The following is a 19,284-nucleotide window of genomic DNA, read 5'->3' as shown; positions in this document are numbered from 1 at the left end:
AACGAGCGGCGCCGCCTGCGTGGGCGGCGCGCGTCCGGCTGATAGCTGAAAGTCTGAATCATGCAATTCTCCGAAAACTGGTTGCGCACGATGGTCAATCCGAACATGACGTCGGATGAACTCTCGCATTTGCTGACGATGTCCGGCCTGGAAGTGGAAGAGGTGGAGCCGGTCGCGCCGCCGTTCACCAACGTGGTGGTGGGCGAAGTGCTGGAAGTGACCAAGCATCCCGATGCCGACCGCTTGAACGTGTGCCGCGTCAACGTGCATACCGGCACCATCCTCAACATCGTGTGCGGCGCGCCCAACGTGCGCCCCGGATTGAAGGTGCCATGCGCCATGGTCGGCGCCGTGCTGCCGCCGGGCGCCGATGGCAAGCCCTTCGAGATCAAGGTCGGCAAGCTGCGCGGCGTGGAGTCGCAGGGCATGCTGTGCTCGGCGCGCGAACTGAAGCTGTCGGAAGACCATGGCGGCCTGATGGAGCTGCCCGACGACGCGCCGGTCGGCCAGAACTTCCGTGACTACCTGCAACTGAACGACCTCAAGTTCACCATCAAGCTCACCCCCAACAAGGCCGACTGCCTGTCGGTGCTGGGCGTGGCGCGCGAAGTGTCGGCCCTGACCGGCACGCCGCTGAAGGCGCCGGCATTCCAGCCGGTGGCCGCCAACCTGGATGAGAAGCTGCCGGTACGCATTTCCGCGCCCGACCTGTGCGGCCGCTTCGCCGGCCGCGTGATCCGCGGCCTCAACGCCAAGGCGCCGACCCCGCAATGGATGAAGCAGCGCCTGGAGCGCAGCGGCCAGCGCCCGATCTCGGCGCTGGTGGATATCTCCAACTACGTGATGCTGGAACTGGGCCGTCCGTCGCACGTGTTCGACCTGGACAAGATCCACGGCAGCCTGGATGTGCGCTGGGGCAAGCAGGGCGAATCGCTCAAGCTCCTCAACGGCAATACCGTGGAAGTCGACGAATGGGTCGGCGTGATCTCCGACGACCGCGAGCTCGAATCGCTGGCCGGCATCATGGGTGGCGACGCCACCGCCGTGTCGCTGGACACCGCCAATATCTACCTGGAAGCCGCCTTCTGGTTCCCGCAGTCGATCCAGGGTCGCGCCCGTCGCTACAATTTCTCGACCGATGCCGCGCACCGTTTCGAACGGGGCGTCGACTTCGCCACCGTGGTCGAACATATCGAGCGCATCACCGCGCTGCTGGTCGAGATCTGCGGCACGCCCGATACCAAGATCGGTCCGGTCGACGACCAGGTCGTCAACCTGCCCAAGCGCAATCCGGTGCAATTGCGCACCGCGCGCGCGGCCAAGGTGATCGGGGTTGACATCACCGACGCGATGGTGGCCGACATCTTCACGCGCCTGGGCTTGCAATTCACGCAAGAGCCCGGCCTGTTCTCGGTGACGCCGCCGTCCTACCGTTTCGACCTCGAGATCGAGGAAGACCTGATCGAAGAGGTCGCGCGCGTCTACGGCTTCGAGAACATTCCGGCGTTGCCGCCGGTAGCGGCCAACGCCATGCGCATCGCGCCGGAAGCGTCGCGTTCCCTGTTTGCGATCCGCCGCCTGCTGGCCGACCAGGATTATCAGGAAGTGGTCAATTTCAGTTTCGTCGAAACGGCATGGGAAGCGGATTTCGCCGGCAATGCCGATCCGATCAGGCTGCTCAATCCTATCGCCAGCCAGATGGGCGTCATGCGCTCATCGCTCATCGCCGGCCTGGTGGCCAATGCGCGCTACAACATCAATCGCAAGGCCGGGCGCATTCGCGTGTTTGAAGTCGGTGCGGTATTTGCCAGGAACCCGGCCATCGCCGACGGCCCGCTGTCGGTGGCCGGCTTCGAGCAGCCCAAGCGCGTCGGCGCGCTGGCCTATGGGCCGGTGGCTGAAGAGCAGTGGGGCCAGCCCAGCCGCAATGTGGATTTCTTCGACGTCAAGGCCGATCTGGAAGCCTTGTTTGCGCCGCGCACGCTGCGTTTTTCCAAGGTTGAGCATCCGGCCCTGCATCCGGGCCGTTCGGCCAGCGTGATGCTGGGCGAAGAAGTGATCGGCGTGATCGGCGAATTGCACCCCAAGTGGCAGCAGAAGTACGACCTGCCATTGCCGCCGGTGGTGTTCGAAGTGAGTGCTGATGCACTGCAGCAGCGCGACTTGCCGTCCTATGCCGACATCTCCAAATTCCCGGCCGTCAGCCGCGACCTCGCGCTGGTCGTCAAGCAGCCGGTGGCAGCCCAGCAACTGCTGGATATTTTCGCCGCGGAGAAGCAGGCCAATCCGGCATGCGCTATCATCCAAGCCATTGTTTTATTTGATGAATATCAAGGCAAGGGACTGGAAAATGACGAAAAAAGCCTTGCGTTCCGATTCACCATGCAAGATACTCAAAACACCCTTCAGGATGACAAAGTCGACGTTGCGATGAGTGCACTGGTGACAGCTGCAAGCGCAAAGCTTGGCGCCAGATTGCGTGCCTGATGTGAGTCCCCGAAAAATAATTACGGACCGGAACCGGTAACACGGACCAAGCCATTCATCGCCATGAACAACGTGAATTCAAACGAATTTCAATCCGTGCTGGATGCCGACCTGCAACGCGCCGTGCTGGAATCCCAGGCGCGCTCGCAGGCCGAGAAAAACCTGCCGACCCTGACCAAGGCCGAACTGGCCGAACTTTTATTTGAACAGGTCGGTCTGAACAAGCGCGAAGCGAAAGACATGGTGGAAACCTTTTTCGATGAGATTCGCAACGCGCTTGAGCGCGGCGAGGCGGTCAAGCTGTCCGGATTCGGCAACTTCCAGTTGCGCGACAAGCCCCAGCGCCCGGGCCGCAACCCCAAGACCGGCGAAGAAATTCCCATTACGGCAAGGCGCGTGGTCACGTTCCACGCCAGCCAGAAATTGAAGGAAATGGTGGAGCTCTCCAGCGGCAACTCCGTTGAACTGTCCGTCTAATCTATGAACGATCGTGTCAACAAACCTGCGGCAATCGTCTTGCCGCCGATTCCCGCCAAGCGCTATTTCACGATCGGCGAAGTCAGCGAATTGTGCGGCGTCAAGCCGCACGTGCTGCGCTACTGGGAGCAGGAATTCACCCAGTTGAAGCCGGTCAAGCGCCGCGGCAACCGCCGCTATTACCAGCATCATGAAGTGCTGCTGATCCGCCGCATCCGCGAGCTGCTGTACGAGCAGGGCTTTACCATCAGCGGCGCGCGCAACAAACTGGACGGAAGCAATGAAGCTGAGCAGGCCGACCTTTCCGGCAAGCCGACCGTCAGCCTGGATGAGGCGGGCATCGAGAAGATGCGCGAAGAACTGCGCGCGGTGCTGCATATCCTGAAACCCGGGATGCTTGCCTGATTTTCGCCGATCTGGTGGCGAACAAGAAGACGCTGCATGATGCAGCGTTTTTTTATGGAGACGCCGCTTGCGAGGGCGCGATGCCGACGTCGCGAAAGGATAAACATATGAAATATCAATGGCGGCCCATGGCGGCCGCGGACCTGCCGGCGGTCATGGCCATGGCTGCTGTCGTGCATGCAGGCTATTTCGAAGAGCAACGGGTGTTTGCCGAACGCCTGGCATTGTTCGCGCCAGGATGCTGGATCGCCCAATGCGTGGATGGCGTGCTGCCGGCGCAAGCGGTCGGCTATGCGGTGATGCACCCGGCGCGCTTGGGGCAGCCGCCGGCGCTCAATTCCCTCCTGCAAGCGCTGGACGATCGTGCCGATTGCCTCTACCTGCATGATGTGGCCCTGCTTGCCGATGCGCGCGGAGCGGGGCTTGGCCGTGCCTTGTTGCAGATCCTGCGCGAGCAGATGCGGCGCGCCGGCCTCAAGCAGGCGGCGCTGGTCGCCGTGCACAATTCCAGGCCGTATTGGGAAGCGGCGGGCTTCGCCGTCCTGCCGCAGGCGCCGGCAGCATTGCTGGAAAAACTGGCGAGCTACGATGCGCAGGCCGCCTACATGGTCATGGCGCCGGACGACCTCATCGGGTAAGCGCGCAGGGTAACGGTGTACAACGCCAGGCCATCTGCAATGCCGGAGCCGACATTGCCGGTTGCCTGCCGCTTTAAAGCGGCTCGGTGCGGATAAACGCCTGCTCGCGGCCCGACAACTTCATCGCCACCTCCTCAAGCAGGTCATGGGTCGGAGCAGGTTTGCCGAGCACGCCCAGCAACAGTGCAGCAACGAGCACGGCGGGTGTCCATTTCGCCGAGAGCGGGCCTGGCGCAAAATCGTAACCCCGGCAAAAAAACCATGCGGCCGCCGCACCGGTCAGCAGGCCGGCAATGACTTCCGATTCCGAGTGCATGTGCAGCAGCAGGCGCGATACGCCGACGGTCAGCGCCAGCGCGGTGGCAATGCCCAGCAGCGCCAGGTGCAGGTGCGATGCGCGATCCCGGCCGAGCAGGAATGCCGATGCCAGGTAGACTGCCGTCGCCGAGGCGGTATGGCCGCTGATGCCGGTGAAATTGAAGAGGGGCGGGCGGATATTCCAGCCCATGAACAGGAGCTTGCTGACGACCACCAGCAGCATCGCGCAAAAGAAATAAAAAAGCCATCGGGCAGCCTGTTTCCAGGCGCCGTTCAATGCGAGCCAGGCTGAAAGAACCAGGGCGCCGGGGACAGTGACGGCACTGTCGCCAAAGAAAGTGACTGCATTCCAGATCATCATCGATAAGTCAAAAGAGAAGCGAAGTTGTTCAAGCGCGGCCAGCGTTATCGTCGCCGGCGCCGCAGGTTGGCGCGCCATGCATTGGCCCCGTGGCAAGTGTGCCAGTTACGGCAGACCTGGGGGCGTGCGGGATGGAGTGTTTTGGCGCGCAAGAATTCACCGCAATCTCATCGGGCGTGCTCATGCAGGAGTAATTTTCGGCATCTCGTCGCATTGTCCTACAGCGCATGTGGGTATCTGCTGATTGACTTTTTTTCGCCAATTTTCCTACCACATTAATTTTCATATTGCAATAATTTTTCAACATTTTTTTGCTTAAATGTAGAAAATGATGCATGATGACATCTGACTTTTTTCTGTTGCGATGCAGCAATGAGGCTGTTTGAAAAATCTCATTTATTGCGATACTCACAACAAAAAGGAATATTAGCAGAATGATTTTGCGGTTTTCATCCGTTTTTCCCGGCCGTTCAGGCAGCCCCTTGATCGCTCTCGCAGCCTTGGGGATGCTGCATCCGGCCTGCGCGGCCGATGCCGACGGCAAGGTTGTCACGCCTTATGTGCAGTACTCGATTCTCTATGACGATAATTTGCTGCGTCTGCGCAATGAAAGTGCCGCGCTGTCCGCAGTCGGCACTACGCAGATGTCCGATTATGCGCGCACTGCCGTCGGCGGGATCAAGATCGACAAGTCGATCAGCCGCCAGCGCATCATGCTCGATGCGAGCTTGAATCGGACCGATTTCGATTATTTCAGGCAGTTCGATAACAGCGGCAAGGACTTGAAGGCGGATTGGGGTTGGACGGCCGGCAACTATCTGTCCGGCGATGTCGGCTATGTCTATTCCGAGGCGCTGACCCCATTCCAGAATTTCCGGGTGTTCGAGAAGAACATGCGGACCCAGAAAACAAGCTATGCGACGGCTGCATGGCGCATGCATCCGGACTGGACCCTGCGCACGCAATTTACGCGCTTCAGCCTGGATTACGACTTGGCGTCGCAACTGTCCAATACGCTGGAGCAGAACTCGGCCGAGCTGGGCCTGGACTACACCGCGCGCAGCGGCAGTGTGGCGGGCATCCAATTGCGCCATTCGCGCGGTACTTTCCCGTACTCCACCGTCATCAGCGGCACCGAAATCAACAACTCGTTCAAGCAGGATGAGATCAAGGCGAAGGTCCTGTGGCTGTTCAGCGGCAAGACGCGCTTGCAGTTCCTGGGCGGCTGGGTTGACCGCAAGCGCGACATGTCCGGCGCGGCCGATTATTCGGGCTTCAATGCGCGCGCGATTGCAGACTGGGCAGTCACCGGCCAGACCCTGTTGACCGTCAACCTGTGGCGTGAAATCGGCGGCTTGAGCGATGTCGATGCGAACTATGCGCTGACCAACGGCGTCAGCCTCGGCGCGAAACTGCAATCTTCCGACAAGCTGCGTTTCGACGGTTTCCTGGATGTTGAAAAGCGCAATTACAACGGTGCGGCAGTCATTACCGGCGTGACGCCATCGTCCCGCCGCGACAAGTATGAAAGGGCCAGCCTGAGCGTGACTTACTCGCCGACAACATCGTTGTCACTGATCGGCTCGATCTTTCGAGAACATCTGCAGTCGAACATCGATAGTCTGGGTTACGTCTCCAATGGTGTGGCGGTCACAACACGCTATGAGTTCTGAGGTCCGAAATGAATGAGATCCATGACCACTTGCCCTTGCCGAACATCAAGCCGAATTCGGTGGCGTTGCTTTTCAAGCGTTTCCTGGAACCCTCGCTTGTCGTTTCCTGCCTGTGGCTGATCGCCAAGATCGAACGGCAACCTTTCAGCGGCGATTATTGGGTGCTGGCCATCATGGCGTTTTTCGCCAGTTCCTACATCTTCGGGGAAATGCACGGGCGGCGCTTGCGGCACAACCCCAAAAGCGTGCGATGGATTGCGCCGATTTTCATCGACTGGCTGCTGGTCGTGGCGGTGCTCGCGGTGCTGGGTTATGTCTGCGAACTGTACAGCTTGTTCACTCTCAAGATCCTGGCGCCGTGGGTGATCGGCACGCCGTTCGGACTGGTAGTGAGCCAGCATGTGCAGTCGCGCGTCATGAAGGACATGCGCACCAAGGGCGATATCGAAAAGGCCATCATTATCGGCGTCAACCCCGCATCGCTGAAACTGGCCGAGCGCCTGGCCGACTACCCGGCGCTGATGCTCAACCTGATGGGCTACTTCGACGACCGGGCAGTGGGCCGCCAGCCCGAAGGCACCTACACGCCCCTGCTGGGGAAGATGTCCGACGTGGCGGCCTATGTACGCGAGCACGGCATCAACCGGGTCTACATCAGCATGCCGATCTCGGCGCAGCCGCGGGTGCTGCAGGTCATCGACGAATTGCAGGACACGACTGCGTCGGTCTACTTCATCCCCGACATCTACATCTTCAACCTGATCCAGGCCCGCTTCGACTATGTCGGCGGCATGGCGGTGATGGCCATCTGCGAGACGCCCTTTACCGGCATCAACAAATTCGTCAAGCGCGCCAGCGATGTCGTGCTGGCGTCGATCATCCAGCTGATGCTGCTGCCGGTGATGCTGGTGATCGCGGTCTGCGTCAAGGCGACCTCGCCCGGGCCGGTGATCTTCAAGCAACGTCGTTACGGCCTGGACGGCGAGGAAATCGTGGTCTACAAGTTCCGCTCGATGACGGTGATGGAGGATGGCGGCAGCGTGCAGCAGGCCACCAAGGGCGACATGCGCCTGACCAGGATCGGCGGTTTCCTGCGCAAGACGTCGCTGGACGAACTGCCCCAGTTCTTCAACGTCCTCCAGGGGCGCATGAGCATCGTCGGCCCGCGCCCGCATGCGGTGGCCCACAACGAGCTCTACCGCAAGCAGATCAAGGGTTACATGCTGCGCCACAAGGTCAAGCCCGGCATCACCGGCTGGGCGCAGGTCAACGGCCTGCGCGGCGAGACCGAGACGCTGGACAAGATGCGGGCGCGTATCGAATTCGACCTCGAATACCTGCGCCGCTGGTCGCTGGCATTCGACCTGTGGATCATCATGCAGACCGTGCGCATGGTGCTCAAGAAAGAGAACGCGTACTAAGAAGAAAAATAGCGCGCGGCTCACGTTCGTTCGAATGGCCATGAGATCGCCATCTGCCAATTCGAGGCGAGTTGGCCAAGACTGGCGCGCAGAACCCGCTGGAGTCAGCGCCATCGCCGTCATTCCCAGAGGCGGCCGGCAGCGCTGCTGTTGTCCACGATGCCGCAGGGCTGGGGCCGGCGCAACGAATGCCGTGGCAAGCCAGAGCCAGAATGAAAAAGATGCACAAACCGGAAAATTGGAGTCGAAAAATGATGAAAAGAGTTTTGCTGTTGTTGCTCGGATTGATGATTGCAGGCTGGGGCCCGGCCTCGACTGCAGCCGACATCCCGCTGGGACCGGGCGATGTGATCAAGGTCAGTGTCTTCGGCAGCGACGACCTCACGTTGGAAACCCGCGTCAGCGAAGCCGGCAGCATCAGCTATCCGATGATCGGCGACGTCCAGGTGGCCGGCCTGTCGCCCGCGCAGGCATCGCGCAAGATGGCCGACCTGCTGCAGAAGGGCGGTTTTCTGGTCAACCCGCAAGTCAATATCCTGGTGACGGTTCCGCAAAGCCAGATGATTTCAGTACTGGGGCAGGTGATCAAGCCTGGCCGCTATCCGCTGGACGGGCAGCGCAACGTGGCCGATGTGATCGCGCTGGCAGGCGGTGTCTCGCCCGATGGCGGCGACAGCGTGACCATCGTGCATACCGAGAATGGCCAGGTGACCAAGAAGCAGGTCGATATCTACGACCTGACCCACAACGGCGACGGCACGGCCTTGCCTTTCGTCGGGTCTAACGACGTGGTCTATGTCGAGCGTTCGCAGAAGTTCTATATCTACGGCGAAGTGCAGCGCCCCGGCATGTACCGCCTGGAGCGCGGCACTACCTTGCTGCAGGCCTTGTCGATCGGCGGCGGCCTGACCCTGCGCGGCACCGAGCGCGGCCTGCTGGTCAAGCGCAAGACCGAAAGCGGCGAGACGCAAGAGCTCTCGCTGAAGAAGGACGACCTGTTGAAGCCGGACGATGTCGTCTACGTCAAGGAAAGCTGGTTCTGACAGCGCGGTTTCCCACCATTACCAAGTAACCCTGGCCGAACCGGCCGCGAAGAGGTAGCAATATGAATCTGTCACAATTTCTGCTGATACTGCGGGCCCACCTGAAGATCATCCTGGCGATCTTCGGCGTCACCGTGCTCACCACCATCGTCGTCAGCCTGCTGCTGCCCAAGCAATACAAAGCGACTTCATCGGTAGTGCTCAACTACAAGGCCAACGATCCGGTCACCGGCCTGGTGGTGACGGCGCAGGCGCTGCCGGGCTATATGCCGACCCAGGTCGACATCATCAACAGCCGCAGCGTCGCCCTGCGCGTCATCGACGACCTGAAGCTGGCCGAGCAGCCGGCGATCAAGCAGAGCTTCGCCAACGACAACGGCGGCAATAGCGACATCCGCAACTGGCTGACCGATGTCTTGCTGAAGAACCTGGATGCCGTCGCCTCCAAGGACAGCAGCGTGATCGACATCACCTACAAGGGCGCCGATCCGCAATTGGCCGCGACCCTGGCCAACGCCTTCGCCGAAGCCTACCAGCAGGTGAGCGTGCAACTGAAGCTGGAGCCGACCCGCAAGGCGTCCCAATACTTCAACGACCAGATCAAGGTGCTGCGCGACAACTTCGAAAAGGCGCAAGCCAAGCTGTCGGCGTACCAGCAGGAGCATGGCATCACCAACATGGACAACCGCCTGGATGTGGAGAACAACCGCCTCAATGACCTCTCGACCCAACTGGTGCTGACCCAGGCCGCAGTGTCGGAAGCCACTTCGCGCCGCAACCAGGCCAACGGTTCCGCGGCCGACTCGCCGGACGTCAACTCCAATCCGCTGATCCAGACCCTCAAGGCCAACCTGGCCGGCGCCCAAGCGCGCTTTGAACAGGCGGCGCGCCGCCTGGGCGTCAACCACCCCGGCTACCAGACCGCCAAGGCGGAAGTGGATGGCTTGCGGGCCCAGCTCAACTCGGCGATCGCCTCCACCTCGGCCAGCGTGGGCACCAATGCCACCATCCTGCAAAAGCGCGAATCCGAAATCCGCGCCGAATTCAACGCGCAAAAGATCAAGGTGCTGGAACTGAACCGCACCCGCGATGAAATGTCGGTGCTGCAACGCGACCTCGACAGCGCCCAGCGCGCCTTCGAGCTGACCTCCCAGCGCTTTACGCAAACCAACCTGGAAGGGCAGTCCAACCAGTCCGACGTCGCCATCCTGGCCAGCGCCGTGCCGCCGACCAAGCCATCCAGCCCGCGCATCCTGATCAACACGCTGCTGTCGATCTTCGTCGGCGCCATCCTGGGCGTGGCCGCTGCGCTGGGCCTGGAGCTGCTCAACCGCCGCGTGCGCTCCGAGGAAGACCTGATCGAAGGCCTGGGCATCCAGGTGCTCGGCCAGCTGGCGCGGCCGGCGCAAGGCAAGACGCGCGTGCAGCGCCTGGGGTTGAGGAACGGCCCCAGGGCCTTGGGCGCATAGCCGCCTTTTTAGCCGATTTTTTCCGGCGAGTTTCGTCACGCTTGGCTGCGCCACCGTGCACCACCAACCCCCAACAGGACTTGACGAATATGGACACTGTAACTTTGATCAATGACAAGAATGTCGGCGGCGTGCTGCCGAACCAATCGATTGGCGCAATCCTGGTCGACAGCGGCAAGCTCACTGCCGACAAGGCCGAGCGCATCATGCGGCTGCAGCGCGAACGCGGCATGCGGTTTGGCGATGCCGCCATCGAACTGGGGTTCCTGGCGCCGGCCGATATCGAGCAGGCGCTGTCGCGCCAGTTCGACTATCCCTATCTGCTCAAGGGCGAAAGCCATGTCAGCGAAGAAGTCGTCGCCGCCTACAACCCTTTCAGCCCGCAAGTCGAAGAGCTGCGGGCGCTGCGCAGCCAGCTGATGCTGCGCTGGTTCGACGCCAGCGCCGGCCGCAAGGCGTTGACCATCATTAGCGCCGACAAGGGCGAAGGGCGCAGCTTCATCGCCGCCAACCTGGCGGTGGTGTTCTCGCAGTTGGGCGAACGCACCCTGCTGATCGACGCCGACATGCGGCAACCGCGCCAGCACAAGCTGTTTGGCCTGGATAACCGCAACGGCCTGTCGGCCATCCTGGCCGGCCGCGGCGCGCGCGAGGCGGCGATCCATCGCGTGCCTTCGCTGATCGACCTGTCGGTGCTGACCGCCGGCCCCACGCCGCCCAACCCGCAAGAGCTGCTGGGCCGCACCGCGTTCCAGCAATTGCTGCAACAGGTGGCGCCGCTGTTCGACGTGATCCTGATCGACACGCCGGCCCATTCCGAATGCGCCGACAGCCAGATGGTGGCCGGCCGCAGCGGCGCCTCGCTGATCGTGGTGCGCAAGAACGTCAGCCATATTTCCTCGGTGCGCGAGCTGGTCGACAGTTCGGCCAACGCCAGCGTGGCAGTGGTCGGCAGCGTGCTCAACGAGTTCTGAACGGACTGCGGCAGGAGCTGCCCTGGATCGCGATCGCGCCGGGCGTGCAACGGGAAGGCTGTTGAGGAAAACGGATGATGGAAAAAAATAATGGAAGCAAATAATGGAAGCAAATGATGGCTGACGGCTTTTTCAGCGCCAACCAGCGCAGCAAGATCGCCGCGGCATTGTTCAACCTGGCGTTCAACTGCCTGCCGGGTTTCGGCCTCAGGCGCGGGTTCCTCAGGATGCTGGGTTTTCGCATCGGGGAAAAGGTATCGATCCATTCCTGGGTGACGTTTTTCGAGGCCAGGCGGAATGTGCGGATCGGCTCCAACGTCACTATCAACGGCGGCTGCTATCTCGACAACCGCCTGGGCATCGACATCGGCAACAACGTGAACATTTCGCACGACGTGAAGATCTATACGCTGGGTCACGACATCGACGATCCGCAATGCGCGGCTGTCGGCGGCAAGGTCACCATCCATGACGACGCATGGATCTTTCCCAACGTGCTGATCATGCCCAAGGTGGTGATCGGACGCGGCGCCGTGGTGTACCCGGGCAGCGTCGTGACCCGCGACGTCGGCGAGCTGGAAGTGGTCGGCGGCAACCCGGCGCGCAAGATCCGCATGCGCCGCGACGACATCCAATACCGGATCGATTATCCGGTCTGGTTCGCCAAGTGAATTGCAGCCCAAGGGCGGCGCCGGTCCGGGCGCGCCCTGTCAACCGCCAACGCCAAGAACCCCGATGCACAAGACCATGAACCCGCCAGACCCACATGCCGGCCGCGCCAAGATTGCCTATATCCCGATGGAGGATGTGGGCAATGAATACACGACGCGCATGCGCGAGCTGCTGGCCGGCTATGGCGATGTGGTGCGCTACGAAGGCACCAGGGCCTGGGCCCTGCGCTTGCTCAAGGGGCGTTTCTGGCGCTATGACTACGCGGTGCTGAACTGGATGGAGAACGAGTTCGTCGACCTGCGCAGCGGCCGCATCTCATGGAAGGGATTCGCCAAGGTGCTGGCCAAGACCATGGTCATCAAGGCCGGCGTGCGGCGCCTGGTCTACGTGCGCCACAACAATTATCCGCATGCTGCGCAAGGGCCGGCGATGGAGCGTTCGCGCAAGCTGGTGGACTGGTACTGCCGCCTGTTCGCCAATGTGGTGTCGCATTCCGGCGCGCTGACCGCAGCGGGCGCCGTCTATTGCCCGCATCCACTGTACCGCCTCGCCGAACAGCGCGACGCCGACTTGCCGCGCGCCTTGCCGGAGGAGTACTTCGTGGTGTTCGGGCGCATTTCGCGCTACAAGAAGATCGAACAGCTGATCGCCGCTTTTCCCGCCAACCGCAACCTGGTGGTGGCCGGCGCCGTCGCCGACGAAGCCTATGCGCAGAGCCTGCTGGCGCTGCGGCGGGACAATGTCATCGTCATGCCCGGCAAACTGAGCGAGGCGCAGGCGCAAAAGCTGGTGTCCGGGGCGCGCGGCGTGGTGATTTCGCATGCCGATGCCGATGTGGTGGTCAGCGGCACCTTTTTTTACGCAATGTCGGTGCGCCGCCCGGTGTTCGCCATCGAAACGCCGTTCCTGCGCTGGGTGGCGCCGCGCGTGGGCGATGAGCTGGTGCGCCTGGGCCGCGACATGCGCGAGCTGTGCGCGGCCATTGCCGCGGCCGCGCCGGTTGAGCTCGCGCAGGAGCTGTCGGCGCGTATCGAGGAACAGTTCGGCGACGAAGCCGTGCGCCGCGCGCTCGGCCTGGCGCTGGGAAGGGGAGCCTGACATGTCGGCCATTTCCAACGCGCGCTGGGTCTCGCTTTCGCAGGGCACCCGCATCCTGACCCAGGTGATCGGCATGACGGTGCTGGCGCGGCTGCTGCAACCGCATGCCTATGGCCTCATGGCCATGGCCGCCATCGTCACCAACCTGGCCTATCTGTTCAAGGACATGGGCACCTCGGCGGCCGTGATCCAGGCCAAGGAGATTTCACGCGAGACCGCCAGCACCATCCACTGGGCCAACCTCGGCCTGGGCGTGCTGATCTGCATCCTGATCCTGTTGGCGGCGCCGGTGATGGCGACCGTGTTTCGCGAGCCGGGCCTGGCCGATGTGCTGTATATGCTGGCCTGGGTGTTTCCCATCGTCAGTTTCAGCGTGGTGCACCAGGCCTTGCTGGAGCGCGAATCGAAGTTCGCCGTAGTGGCCAAGGCCGAAGCGCTGGCCGCCTTGATCGGCCTGGCCGTCGCGCTGGGGCTGGCGTGGCAGGGCGCCGGCGTGTTCAGCCTGGTGCTGCAGATGATCGTGTCCACCGTGGTTTCCACCGCCATCATCCTGTGGAACTCGGAATTCAAGGCCTTGCGCCACTGGCGCCGCGAGGAATTCAAATCCATCGCCGGTTTCAGCGGCAACCTGTCGTTGTTCAACGTGGTGCTGTACCTCTCGCGCAATGCCGACAGCATGATCGTCGGCCGCCTGCTGGGCGCGCAGGTGCTGGGCGCCTACTCGATCGCCTATCGGGTGATGCTGTTCCCCGTGCAGAACATGAGCTACGTGGTTTCGCGCGCGCTATATCCGGTGATGAGCCGCCAGCAGGACAACCAGGGCGAGCTGGCCAGGCTGTACCTGAAGTCGGTCAGCTTCATCGCCTTCCTCACGGCGCCGCTGATGGGGGGGCTGTTCGCGTTGCGCGAACCGTTCGTGGACGTGGTGCTGGGGCCGAAATGGTCGGCCGCGGCGGTGGTGATCGCCTGGCTGGCGCCGGTCGGGTTCATCCAGTCGGTGATCAGCACTACCGGCGCCATCTTCATGACCAGCAACCGCACCGATCTGTTGCTGCGTATCGGCGTGCTTTCTACCGTGGTACAGATCGCGGCCTTCTTCGTCGGCGCGCACTGGGGCGTGGAAGGCGTCGCCATCGCCTACCTGGCTGCCAGCGTCGTCAATGCCTGGCCTGCGTTGCATTACAGCGGACGTCTCATCGGCGTGGGTTTCGGCGACTTGCTGCGGGTGCTGTACCGCTCGCTGCTGCTGACGCTGGCAATGTGCGCGGCGGTGCGTTACGTGCACATGGGCCTGATGGCGGCCGGCTGGTCCGAACTGGACAGCCTGGCCATCAACGTGATCCTCGGCGCCGGCGTCTACCTGGTCGGCAGCCTGCTGGCCAACCGGCCGCAGGTCGGGCATTTCATCTCGTTCTTCCGCCGGAGGCCGGCGGCATGAGCCATTCCCGGACAACCCGCCGCCGTGCCGCCAGGCAAGGCATGGCCCAGCACAAGACAGGAGCATGAATGGCTATCGTCAGCGTGGTGATTCCATCCTATAACCGCGGACATTGCATCCGCGAGTCGATCGACAGCGTCCTGCAACAAACCGTGCAGGACATTGAAATCATCGTGGTCGATGACGCCTCCAAGGACGACACGCGCGCCCAGGTCGAGTCCATCGCCGATCCGCGCGTGCGCTACCTTGCACACGCCACCAACCGCGGCGGCGGCGCCGCGCGCAATACCGGCATCCAGGCCGCCAGCGCCGACTTCATCGCCTTTCTCGACAGCGACGATACCTGGGCCGTCGACAAGCTCGAACTGCAACTGGCCGAACTGGAACGCAGGGGCCCCGACTATGGCTTCGTCTACACCTGGCTGATCGGCGTCGATCCGCAAGGCAAGGAGCTGTGGCGATTCAACGATGTGCTCGACGGCGCCAGGGTCGCCGCGCTGTTCATGCGCAATGCGGTAGGCACCTTCTCCAGCGTGATGGTCCGCCGCAGCGCCCTGGTCGCCGCCGGCGGTATGGATGAACAGATGCGCAGCTGCCAGGACTGGGACCTGTTCGTGCGCATCAACCAGGTCACCAAGATCTGCTGCGTGCAGCAATACCTGGTGCGCTACCTGCAGAACTCGGGCGACCGGCATCGCATCTCGGCCAATCCGGCCAAGATCATCGCCGGCCACCAGCGCATGCTGTCCAAGCTGCGCCCGCAACTGGAAGAAATGGGCGCGGCGGTCAAGGTCGCGACCTTCAAGGAGTTTGCCAAGGTATTCGTGTCGGCGGCCTCGCTGGGCAACGTCGCCCGCATGATCGCCGAAGTGCTCAGGCTGATGCCCACTCCGTCCAACCTGGTGTGGGCGTTGTTGACGCTGGCGCGCGTGTGCAAGCGCAAGATCACCCGCAATGTCGGATATTGAAAATGAACAACGCAACGGGCCGGCGGCCAGGGCGGGAGGAAAGCCAACCATGAACAGAAAAGATTTCCAGACATCGCAGTGGGCCCTCCTGGGAGGCATGCTGTTGCTGGCGCTGCTGATCGGGATGGTCGTGCCGATCTTCGCCGGCATGGTGGGCGACAGCTACGCCCGCCTGGCGGCGCTGCCGGCGTTGTTCATCCTGGGCGGGCTGATGATCTTCAACCGCACGCTGCTGCTGCTGATCATCGTGCTGCTGCGCTCGGCCGGGGACATTGTCCTGGAAGCCACGCGCGCGACCAATGCTTCCGGCTTCTCGCCCGGCCTGGGCGGCGCCATCAATGCGTTGATCATCCTCATCGCCTTCCTGTTCGTGGTGGAAAAACCGCAGCGCCTGCCGCGCGCGGTCATGGTGCCGTGGATCATCCTGCTGGGCGTGTCGTTCTACGGCCTGGCGGTGTCGCCGGAACTGGGCGCGGCCCTCAAGATCGTGCTGTCGCTGCTGTCGTACTGCGCCATGTTCATCTGCGCGTTCTACATCGTGCGCACGCCCGAGGACTTCCGTTCGCTGGTGAAGCTGGTGATCTGGTCGTCGGTGCTGCCGGCCCTGTATGGCGTGGTTACCGTGGCGCTCAATGCGCGCGGCGGCCTGAGCGGTTTCCGCCTGCAAAGCACTTTCGGCCATGCCAACATCCTGGCCTTCTACCTCACGCTGGTGCTGTCGATGGGCCTGTATGTGCTGAAGAGCCCGGATTTCCGCCTGACGCAATTGAAGCGGATCGGCCTGATGTCGTGGATGTTCTTCCTGATGGGCCTGCTGCTGCTGACGCAGACCCGCAGCGCGTGGATCGCCTGCTTCCTGATGTTCTTCCTGTACGGCACATTGTTCGAACGGCGCTATCTGCTGTACCTGATGGTGCTGCCGCTTATCGCGCTGATGATCCCCAGCGTGCATGAGCGCATCGCGCAGCTCGACAGCGGCAACACGGTCGAGACATATGCCAAGCTCAATTCCTTCGCCTGGCGCGTGCTGCTGTGGAAGTCGGGGCTGAACTGGATGTCGCCGTCGCATTACCTGCAGGGCTACGGCGTCGAATCCTTCCTGCATTATTCGGTGGTGTTCTTCCCGCTGGCCGGCGGCATGCCGTGGGGGGCGCACAGCGTCTACGTCCAGTGGTTCTTCGATACCGGACTGGTCGGCATCGCGGCATATTTTTTCGTGTTCTATGCCGTCATCCGCATGCTGGCCAAACTCTATCCGACCGACAAGCTGGCGGCATGCATGCTGATCTTCATTGCGGTCGAGCATCTGGTGGTGTCGGCTTCCGACAACGTGCTGGCCTACCTCGCCTTCAACTGGTACTTCTGGCTGCTGTGCGGCGCCGGTTGTGCGCTGTACTACAACAGCGACGCCTACCGGGCGGAGCAGGAGCGGCGGCGCCAGAAAAAGCGTCCAGGCCGCCGCCTGTCCACTGCCGCGCGCGTGCGCTGAGCGACAACCTGCGCTACGTCCCACTTTCACATTCAGATAACGACGGTGCCCATGAAAATCGCCTACCTGGTGAACCAGTATCCCAAAGTCAGTCACAGCTTCATCCGGCGCGAGATCGCCGCGATGGAACGGCAAGGTTTCGAGGTGCAGCGCATCGCGCTGCGCGGCTGGGACGCCGAGGTGGTCGACCGGGAAGACAAGGCCGAGCGCGAGCGCACCGAGTATGTGCTGCGCGATGGCATGGGCGCCTTGCTCAAGGATGTCGTGGGCGCGGCGCTCGAGCGGCCGCAGGCTTTTCTCAAGTCGCTGGTGCTGGCCATGCGCATGGCGCGCAATGGCGAACGCGCGTTGCCTTACCACCTGGCCTATCTGGCCGAGGCGGCGAGGGTGGTGCGGATGATGCGGCGCAGCGGCGCCTTGCATCTGCATGCGCACTTCGGCACCAATTCGGCCGAGATCGCGATGCTGGCGCAATGCCTGGGCGGCGCCCAGTACAGTTTCACCGTGCACGGCCCGGAGGAGTTCGACAAGCCGGTGCAGCTTGGCCTGGGCGAGAAGATCCATCGTTCCGCCTTTACCGTGGCCATCAGTTCCTACGGCCGCAGCCAGTTGTTCCGCTGGGCCGGTCACCGCGACTGGCGCAAGGTCGGCATCGTGCATTGCGGGCTGGAGCCGGCTTTCTATGCCGGCGAGCAAAGCGCGCCGTCCATCGCGCCGCGCCTGGTGTGCGTGGGCCGCCTGTGCGAGCAGAAGGGGCAGTTGCTGCTGGTGGAAGCCGCGCATCTGCTGGAGCAGGCCGGTGTCGGTTTCGAGCTGGTCCTGGCCGGCGACGGCGAAATGCGCCGGGAAATCGAGGGCGTCATCGCGCAGTACGGCCTGCAGGAGAAAATCCGCATCACCGGCTGGATCGGCAGCGAGCAGGTGCGCGCCGAGCTGCTGGCTGCGCGCGCGCTGGTACTGCCCAGTTTCGCCGAGGGCTTGCCGGTGGTGCTGATGGAGGCGATGTCCTTGCATCGCCCGGTGCTGACCACCTATGTGGCCGGCATCCCCGAGTTGGTGAAAGACGATGAGAACGGCTGGCTGTTCCCCGCCGGCGATATCGAGGAACTGGCGCGCGCCATGCGCGCTTGCCTGGAAAGTTCGCCCGCCCGGCTGGAACAGATGGGGCGCGCGGCCTATGCGCGCGTGGTGGAACGGCACTCGGTCGATACCGAGGCCGGCAAGCTGGCCGCCATGATTCGCGGTTCTCTGCCTGCGCCAGCGGGGGCGGCGCTTTGAACCTGGCGCATACACATCACAAGGAAATTCCATCCCTGGATGGGTGGCGGGCGGTAGCCATCGCCATCGTCTTCCTGAGCCATGCGGGGCTGGGCGAACTGGTGCCGGGCGGGCTCGGCGTCACCATCTTCTTCTTTCTCAGCGGCTACCTGATTACCACGCTGCTGCTGCGGGAGTACGGCGCGACCCGCACCATTCACATCCGCAATTTCTATATCCGCCGCGCCCTGCGCCTGACGCCGCCCCTGGTGCTGGTGCTGGTGGGCGCCTACCTGCTGACGGCCGCCGGGCTGCTGCAGGGGACTGCCACCTGGCGCGGCTTCTTCGCCCAGTTGTTCTACTTCGCGAATTACTACGTGCTGTTCTTCGATCCCGGGCACACGGTTCCGGCGGGTACCGGCATCTTCTGGTCGCTGGCGGTGGAAGAACATTTCTACTTTGTCTTTCCGGCCTTGTTGCTGCTGCTGTTGGGGCGTATCCGCCACGCGCTCATTCCGCTGTTCCTGGCGCTGCTGTGCGTGCTGGTGCTGGCGTGGCGCCTGCATCTGGTGGCGCTGCCGGATGTCTCGATGTCGCGCACTTACTATGCGACCGATACCCGCATCGACTCGATCCTGTACGGCTGCATCCTGGCCACGGTCAGTTTGCCGCAGCGCTGGCAGGCAGCATTGCGCAGCAAGACCGCCAGCCGCCTGGGCATAGCCGGCGGCGCCCTGGTGATCCTGCTGACCTTGCTGGTGCGCGAGGAATCGTTCCGCGAGGGACTGCGCTATTCGCTGCAGGGGCTGGCGCTCATTCCATTGTTTTATTACTCGATCGGCGACCGCACGAGCTTGCTCCACCGGCTGTTGAACTTGCCGCTGGTGCGCAAGATCGGCGTCTATTCGTATTCGATCTATCTGATCCACCACATCCTGCTGGAGAACCTGGATGCAATGAGTTCATCGCCGCTGCTCAACGGCCTGGCGGCAGCCGCAGTGGCGCTGTTGTTCGCGTTCCTGATCGACCGTTACCTCGACACGTATCTGCGGCAACTGCGCGTGCGCTTCCGCTAGGGCGTCCACCACCCGTTACC

General features: G+C 62.6%; 17 protein-coding genes. 16 read left to right on the top strand and 1 reads right to left on the bottom strand.

The genetic code is table 11. From position 1 onward, the window contains the following. Window positions 1-60 precede the first annotated feature (60 nt). The 4 genes from pheT (at window position 61) to FB597_RS14945 (ending at window position 4,007) form a co-directional block, all read left to right on the top strand. The gene (gene pheT, locus FB597_RS14960) at window positions 61-2,487 is read left to right on the top strand and encodes a phenylalanine--tRNA ligase subunit beta (RefSeq protein WP_141915833.1); all 2,427 of its coding nucleotides are present in this window, start codon (window positions 61-63) and stop codon (window positions 2,485-2,487) included. 63 nt (window positions 2,488-2,550) lie between these two features. Continuing rightward, the gene (locus tag FB597_RS14955) at window positions 2,551-2,964 is read left to right on the top strand and encodes an integration host factor subunit alpha (RefSeq protein ID WP_141915830.1); all 414 of its coding nucleotides are present in this window, start codon (window positions 2,551-2,553) and stop codon (window positions 2,962-2,964) included. Window positions 2,965-2,967: 3 nt separating this feature from the next. Next, complete coding sequence (locus tag FB597_RS14950; RefSeq protein WP_141915827.1) at window positions 2,968-3,369, top strand: MerR family transcriptional regulator; 402 nt, start codon at window positions 2,968-2,970, stop codon at window positions 3,367-3,369. A 107-nt stretch (window positions 3,370-3,476) separates the two neighbouring features. Continuing rightward, the gene (locus FB597_RS14945; protein ID WP_141915825.1) at window positions 3,477-4,007 is read left to right on the top strand and encodes a GNAT family N-acetyltransferase; all 531 of its coding nucleotides are present in this window, start codon (window positions 3,477-3,479) and stop codon (window positions 4,005-4,007) included. A gap of 73 nt (window positions 4,008-4,080) precedes the next feature. On the opposite strand, the gene FB597_RS14940 is transcribed toward FB597_RS14945, so the two are convergent. After that, complete coding sequence (locus FB597_RS14940; protein ID WP_255464024.1) at window positions 4,081-4,764, bottom strand: phosphatase PAP2 family protein; 684 nt, start codon at window positions 4,762-4,764, stop codon at window positions 4,081-4,083. 404 nt (window positions 4,765-5,168) lie between these two features. Between FB597_RS14940 and epsL the strand changes: the two genes are divergently transcribed. The 12 genes from epsL to FB597_RS14885 all read left to right on the top strand — a co-directional run bounded on the left by epsL (window position 5,169) and on the right by FB597_RS14885 (window position 19,264). After that, window positions 5,169-6,359 carry an XrtB/PEP-CTERM-associated polysaccharide biosynthesis outer membrane protein EpsL gene (gene epsL / locus FB597_RS14935; RefSeq protein ID WP_255464025.1) on the top strand — a complete coding sequence of 397 codons (1,191 nt, stop codon included), beginning with the start codon at window positions 5,169-5,171 and terminating at the stop codon, window positions 6,357-6,359. A gap of 8 nt (window positions 6,360-6,367) precedes the next feature. Then, window positions 6,368-7,780, top strand: coding sequence for an undecaprenyl-phosphate glucose phosphotransferase (locus FB597_RS14930; protein WP_141915823.1), 1,413 nt, complete (start codon window positions 6,368-6,370; stop codon window positions 7,778-7,780). 254 nt (window positions 7,781-8,034) lie between these two features. Further along, window positions 8,035-8,823 carry a polysaccharide export protein EpsE gene (epsE, locus tag FB597_RS14925; RefSeq protein WP_141916077.1) on the top strand — a complete coding sequence of 263 codons (789 nt, stop codon included), beginning with the start codon at window positions 8,035-8,037 and terminating at the stop codon, window positions 8,821-8,823. Window positions 8,824-8,885: 62 nt separating this feature from the next. Then, on the top strand, window positions 8,886-10,292 hold the full coding sequence (gene epsF, locus FB597_RS14920; protein ID WP_141915821.1) for a chain length determinant protein EpsF: 1,407 nt from the start codon (window positions 8,886-8,888) through the stop codon (window positions 10,290-10,292). Window positions 10,293-10,381: 89 nt separating this feature from the next. Further along, entirely contained in the window at window positions 10,382-11,266 is an 885-nt protein-coding gene (gene epsG, locus FB597_RS14915; RefSeq protein WP_141915818.1) for a chain length determinant protein tyrosine kinase EpsG, read from the top strand. Window positions 11,267-11,382: 116 nt separating this feature from the next. Continuing rightward, entirely contained in the window at window positions 11,383-11,937 is a 555-nt protein-coding gene (locus tag FB597_RS14910) for an acyltransferase (RefSeq protein ID WP_141915815.1), read from the top strand. A 76-nt stretch (window positions 11,938-12,013) separates the two neighbouring features. Then, window positions 12,014-13,036 (top strand): hypothetical protein, encoded by a 1,023-nt coding sequence (locus FB597_RS20310; RefSeq protein ID WP_183405849.1) that lies wholly within the window; start codon window positions 12,014-12,016, stop codon window positions 13,034-13,036. Window position 13,037: 1 nt separating this feature from the next. Continuing rightward, the gene (locus tag FB597_RS14905) at window positions 13,038-14,474 is read left to right on the top strand and encodes an MOP flippase family protein (protein WP_183405850.1); all 1,437 of its coding nucleotides are present in this window, start codon (window positions 13,038-13,040) and stop codon (window positions 14,472-14,474) included. A 68-nt stretch (window positions 14,475-14,542) separates the two neighbouring features. Next, window positions 14,543-15,442, top strand: a complete 900-nt coding sequence (locus tag FB597_RS14900) for a glycosyltransferase family 2 protein (protein ID WP_141915810.1) — start codon at window positions 14,543-14,545, stop codon at window positions 15,440-15,442. 49 nt (window positions 15,443-15,491) lie between these two features. Then, complete coding sequence (locus FB597_RS14895; RefSeq protein ID WP_144769945.1) at window positions 15,492-16,931, top strand: O-antigen ligase; 1,440 nt, start codon at window positions 15,492-15,494, stop codon at window positions 16,929-16,931. Window positions 16,932-16,982: 51 nt separating this feature from the next. Continuing rightward, on the top strand, window positions 16,983-18,209 hold the full coding sequence (locus FB597_RS14890; protein WP_144769944.1) for a glycosyltransferase family 4 protein: 1,227 nt from the start codon (window positions 16,983-16,985) through the stop codon (window positions 18,207-18,209). Further along, on the top strand, window positions 18,206-19,264 hold the full coding sequence (locus FB597_RS14885; protein WP_144769943.1) for an acyltransferase: 1,059 nt from the start codon (window positions 18,206-18,208) through the stop codon (window positions 19,262-19,264). Before FB597_RS14890 ends, FB597_RS14885 begins: the two co-directional genes overlap by 4 nt. The last annotated feature ends 20 nt before the right edge of the window (window positions 19,265-19,284 follow it).

Source organism: Herbaspirillum sp. SJZ099 (assembly GCF_007828355.1).
Taxonomy (GTDB): domain Bacteria; phylum Pseudomonadota; class Gammaproteobacteria; order Burkholderiales; family Burkholderiaceae_D; genus Herbaspirillum.
This window is presented reverse-complemented; position numbering and strand designations above follow the sequence as displayed.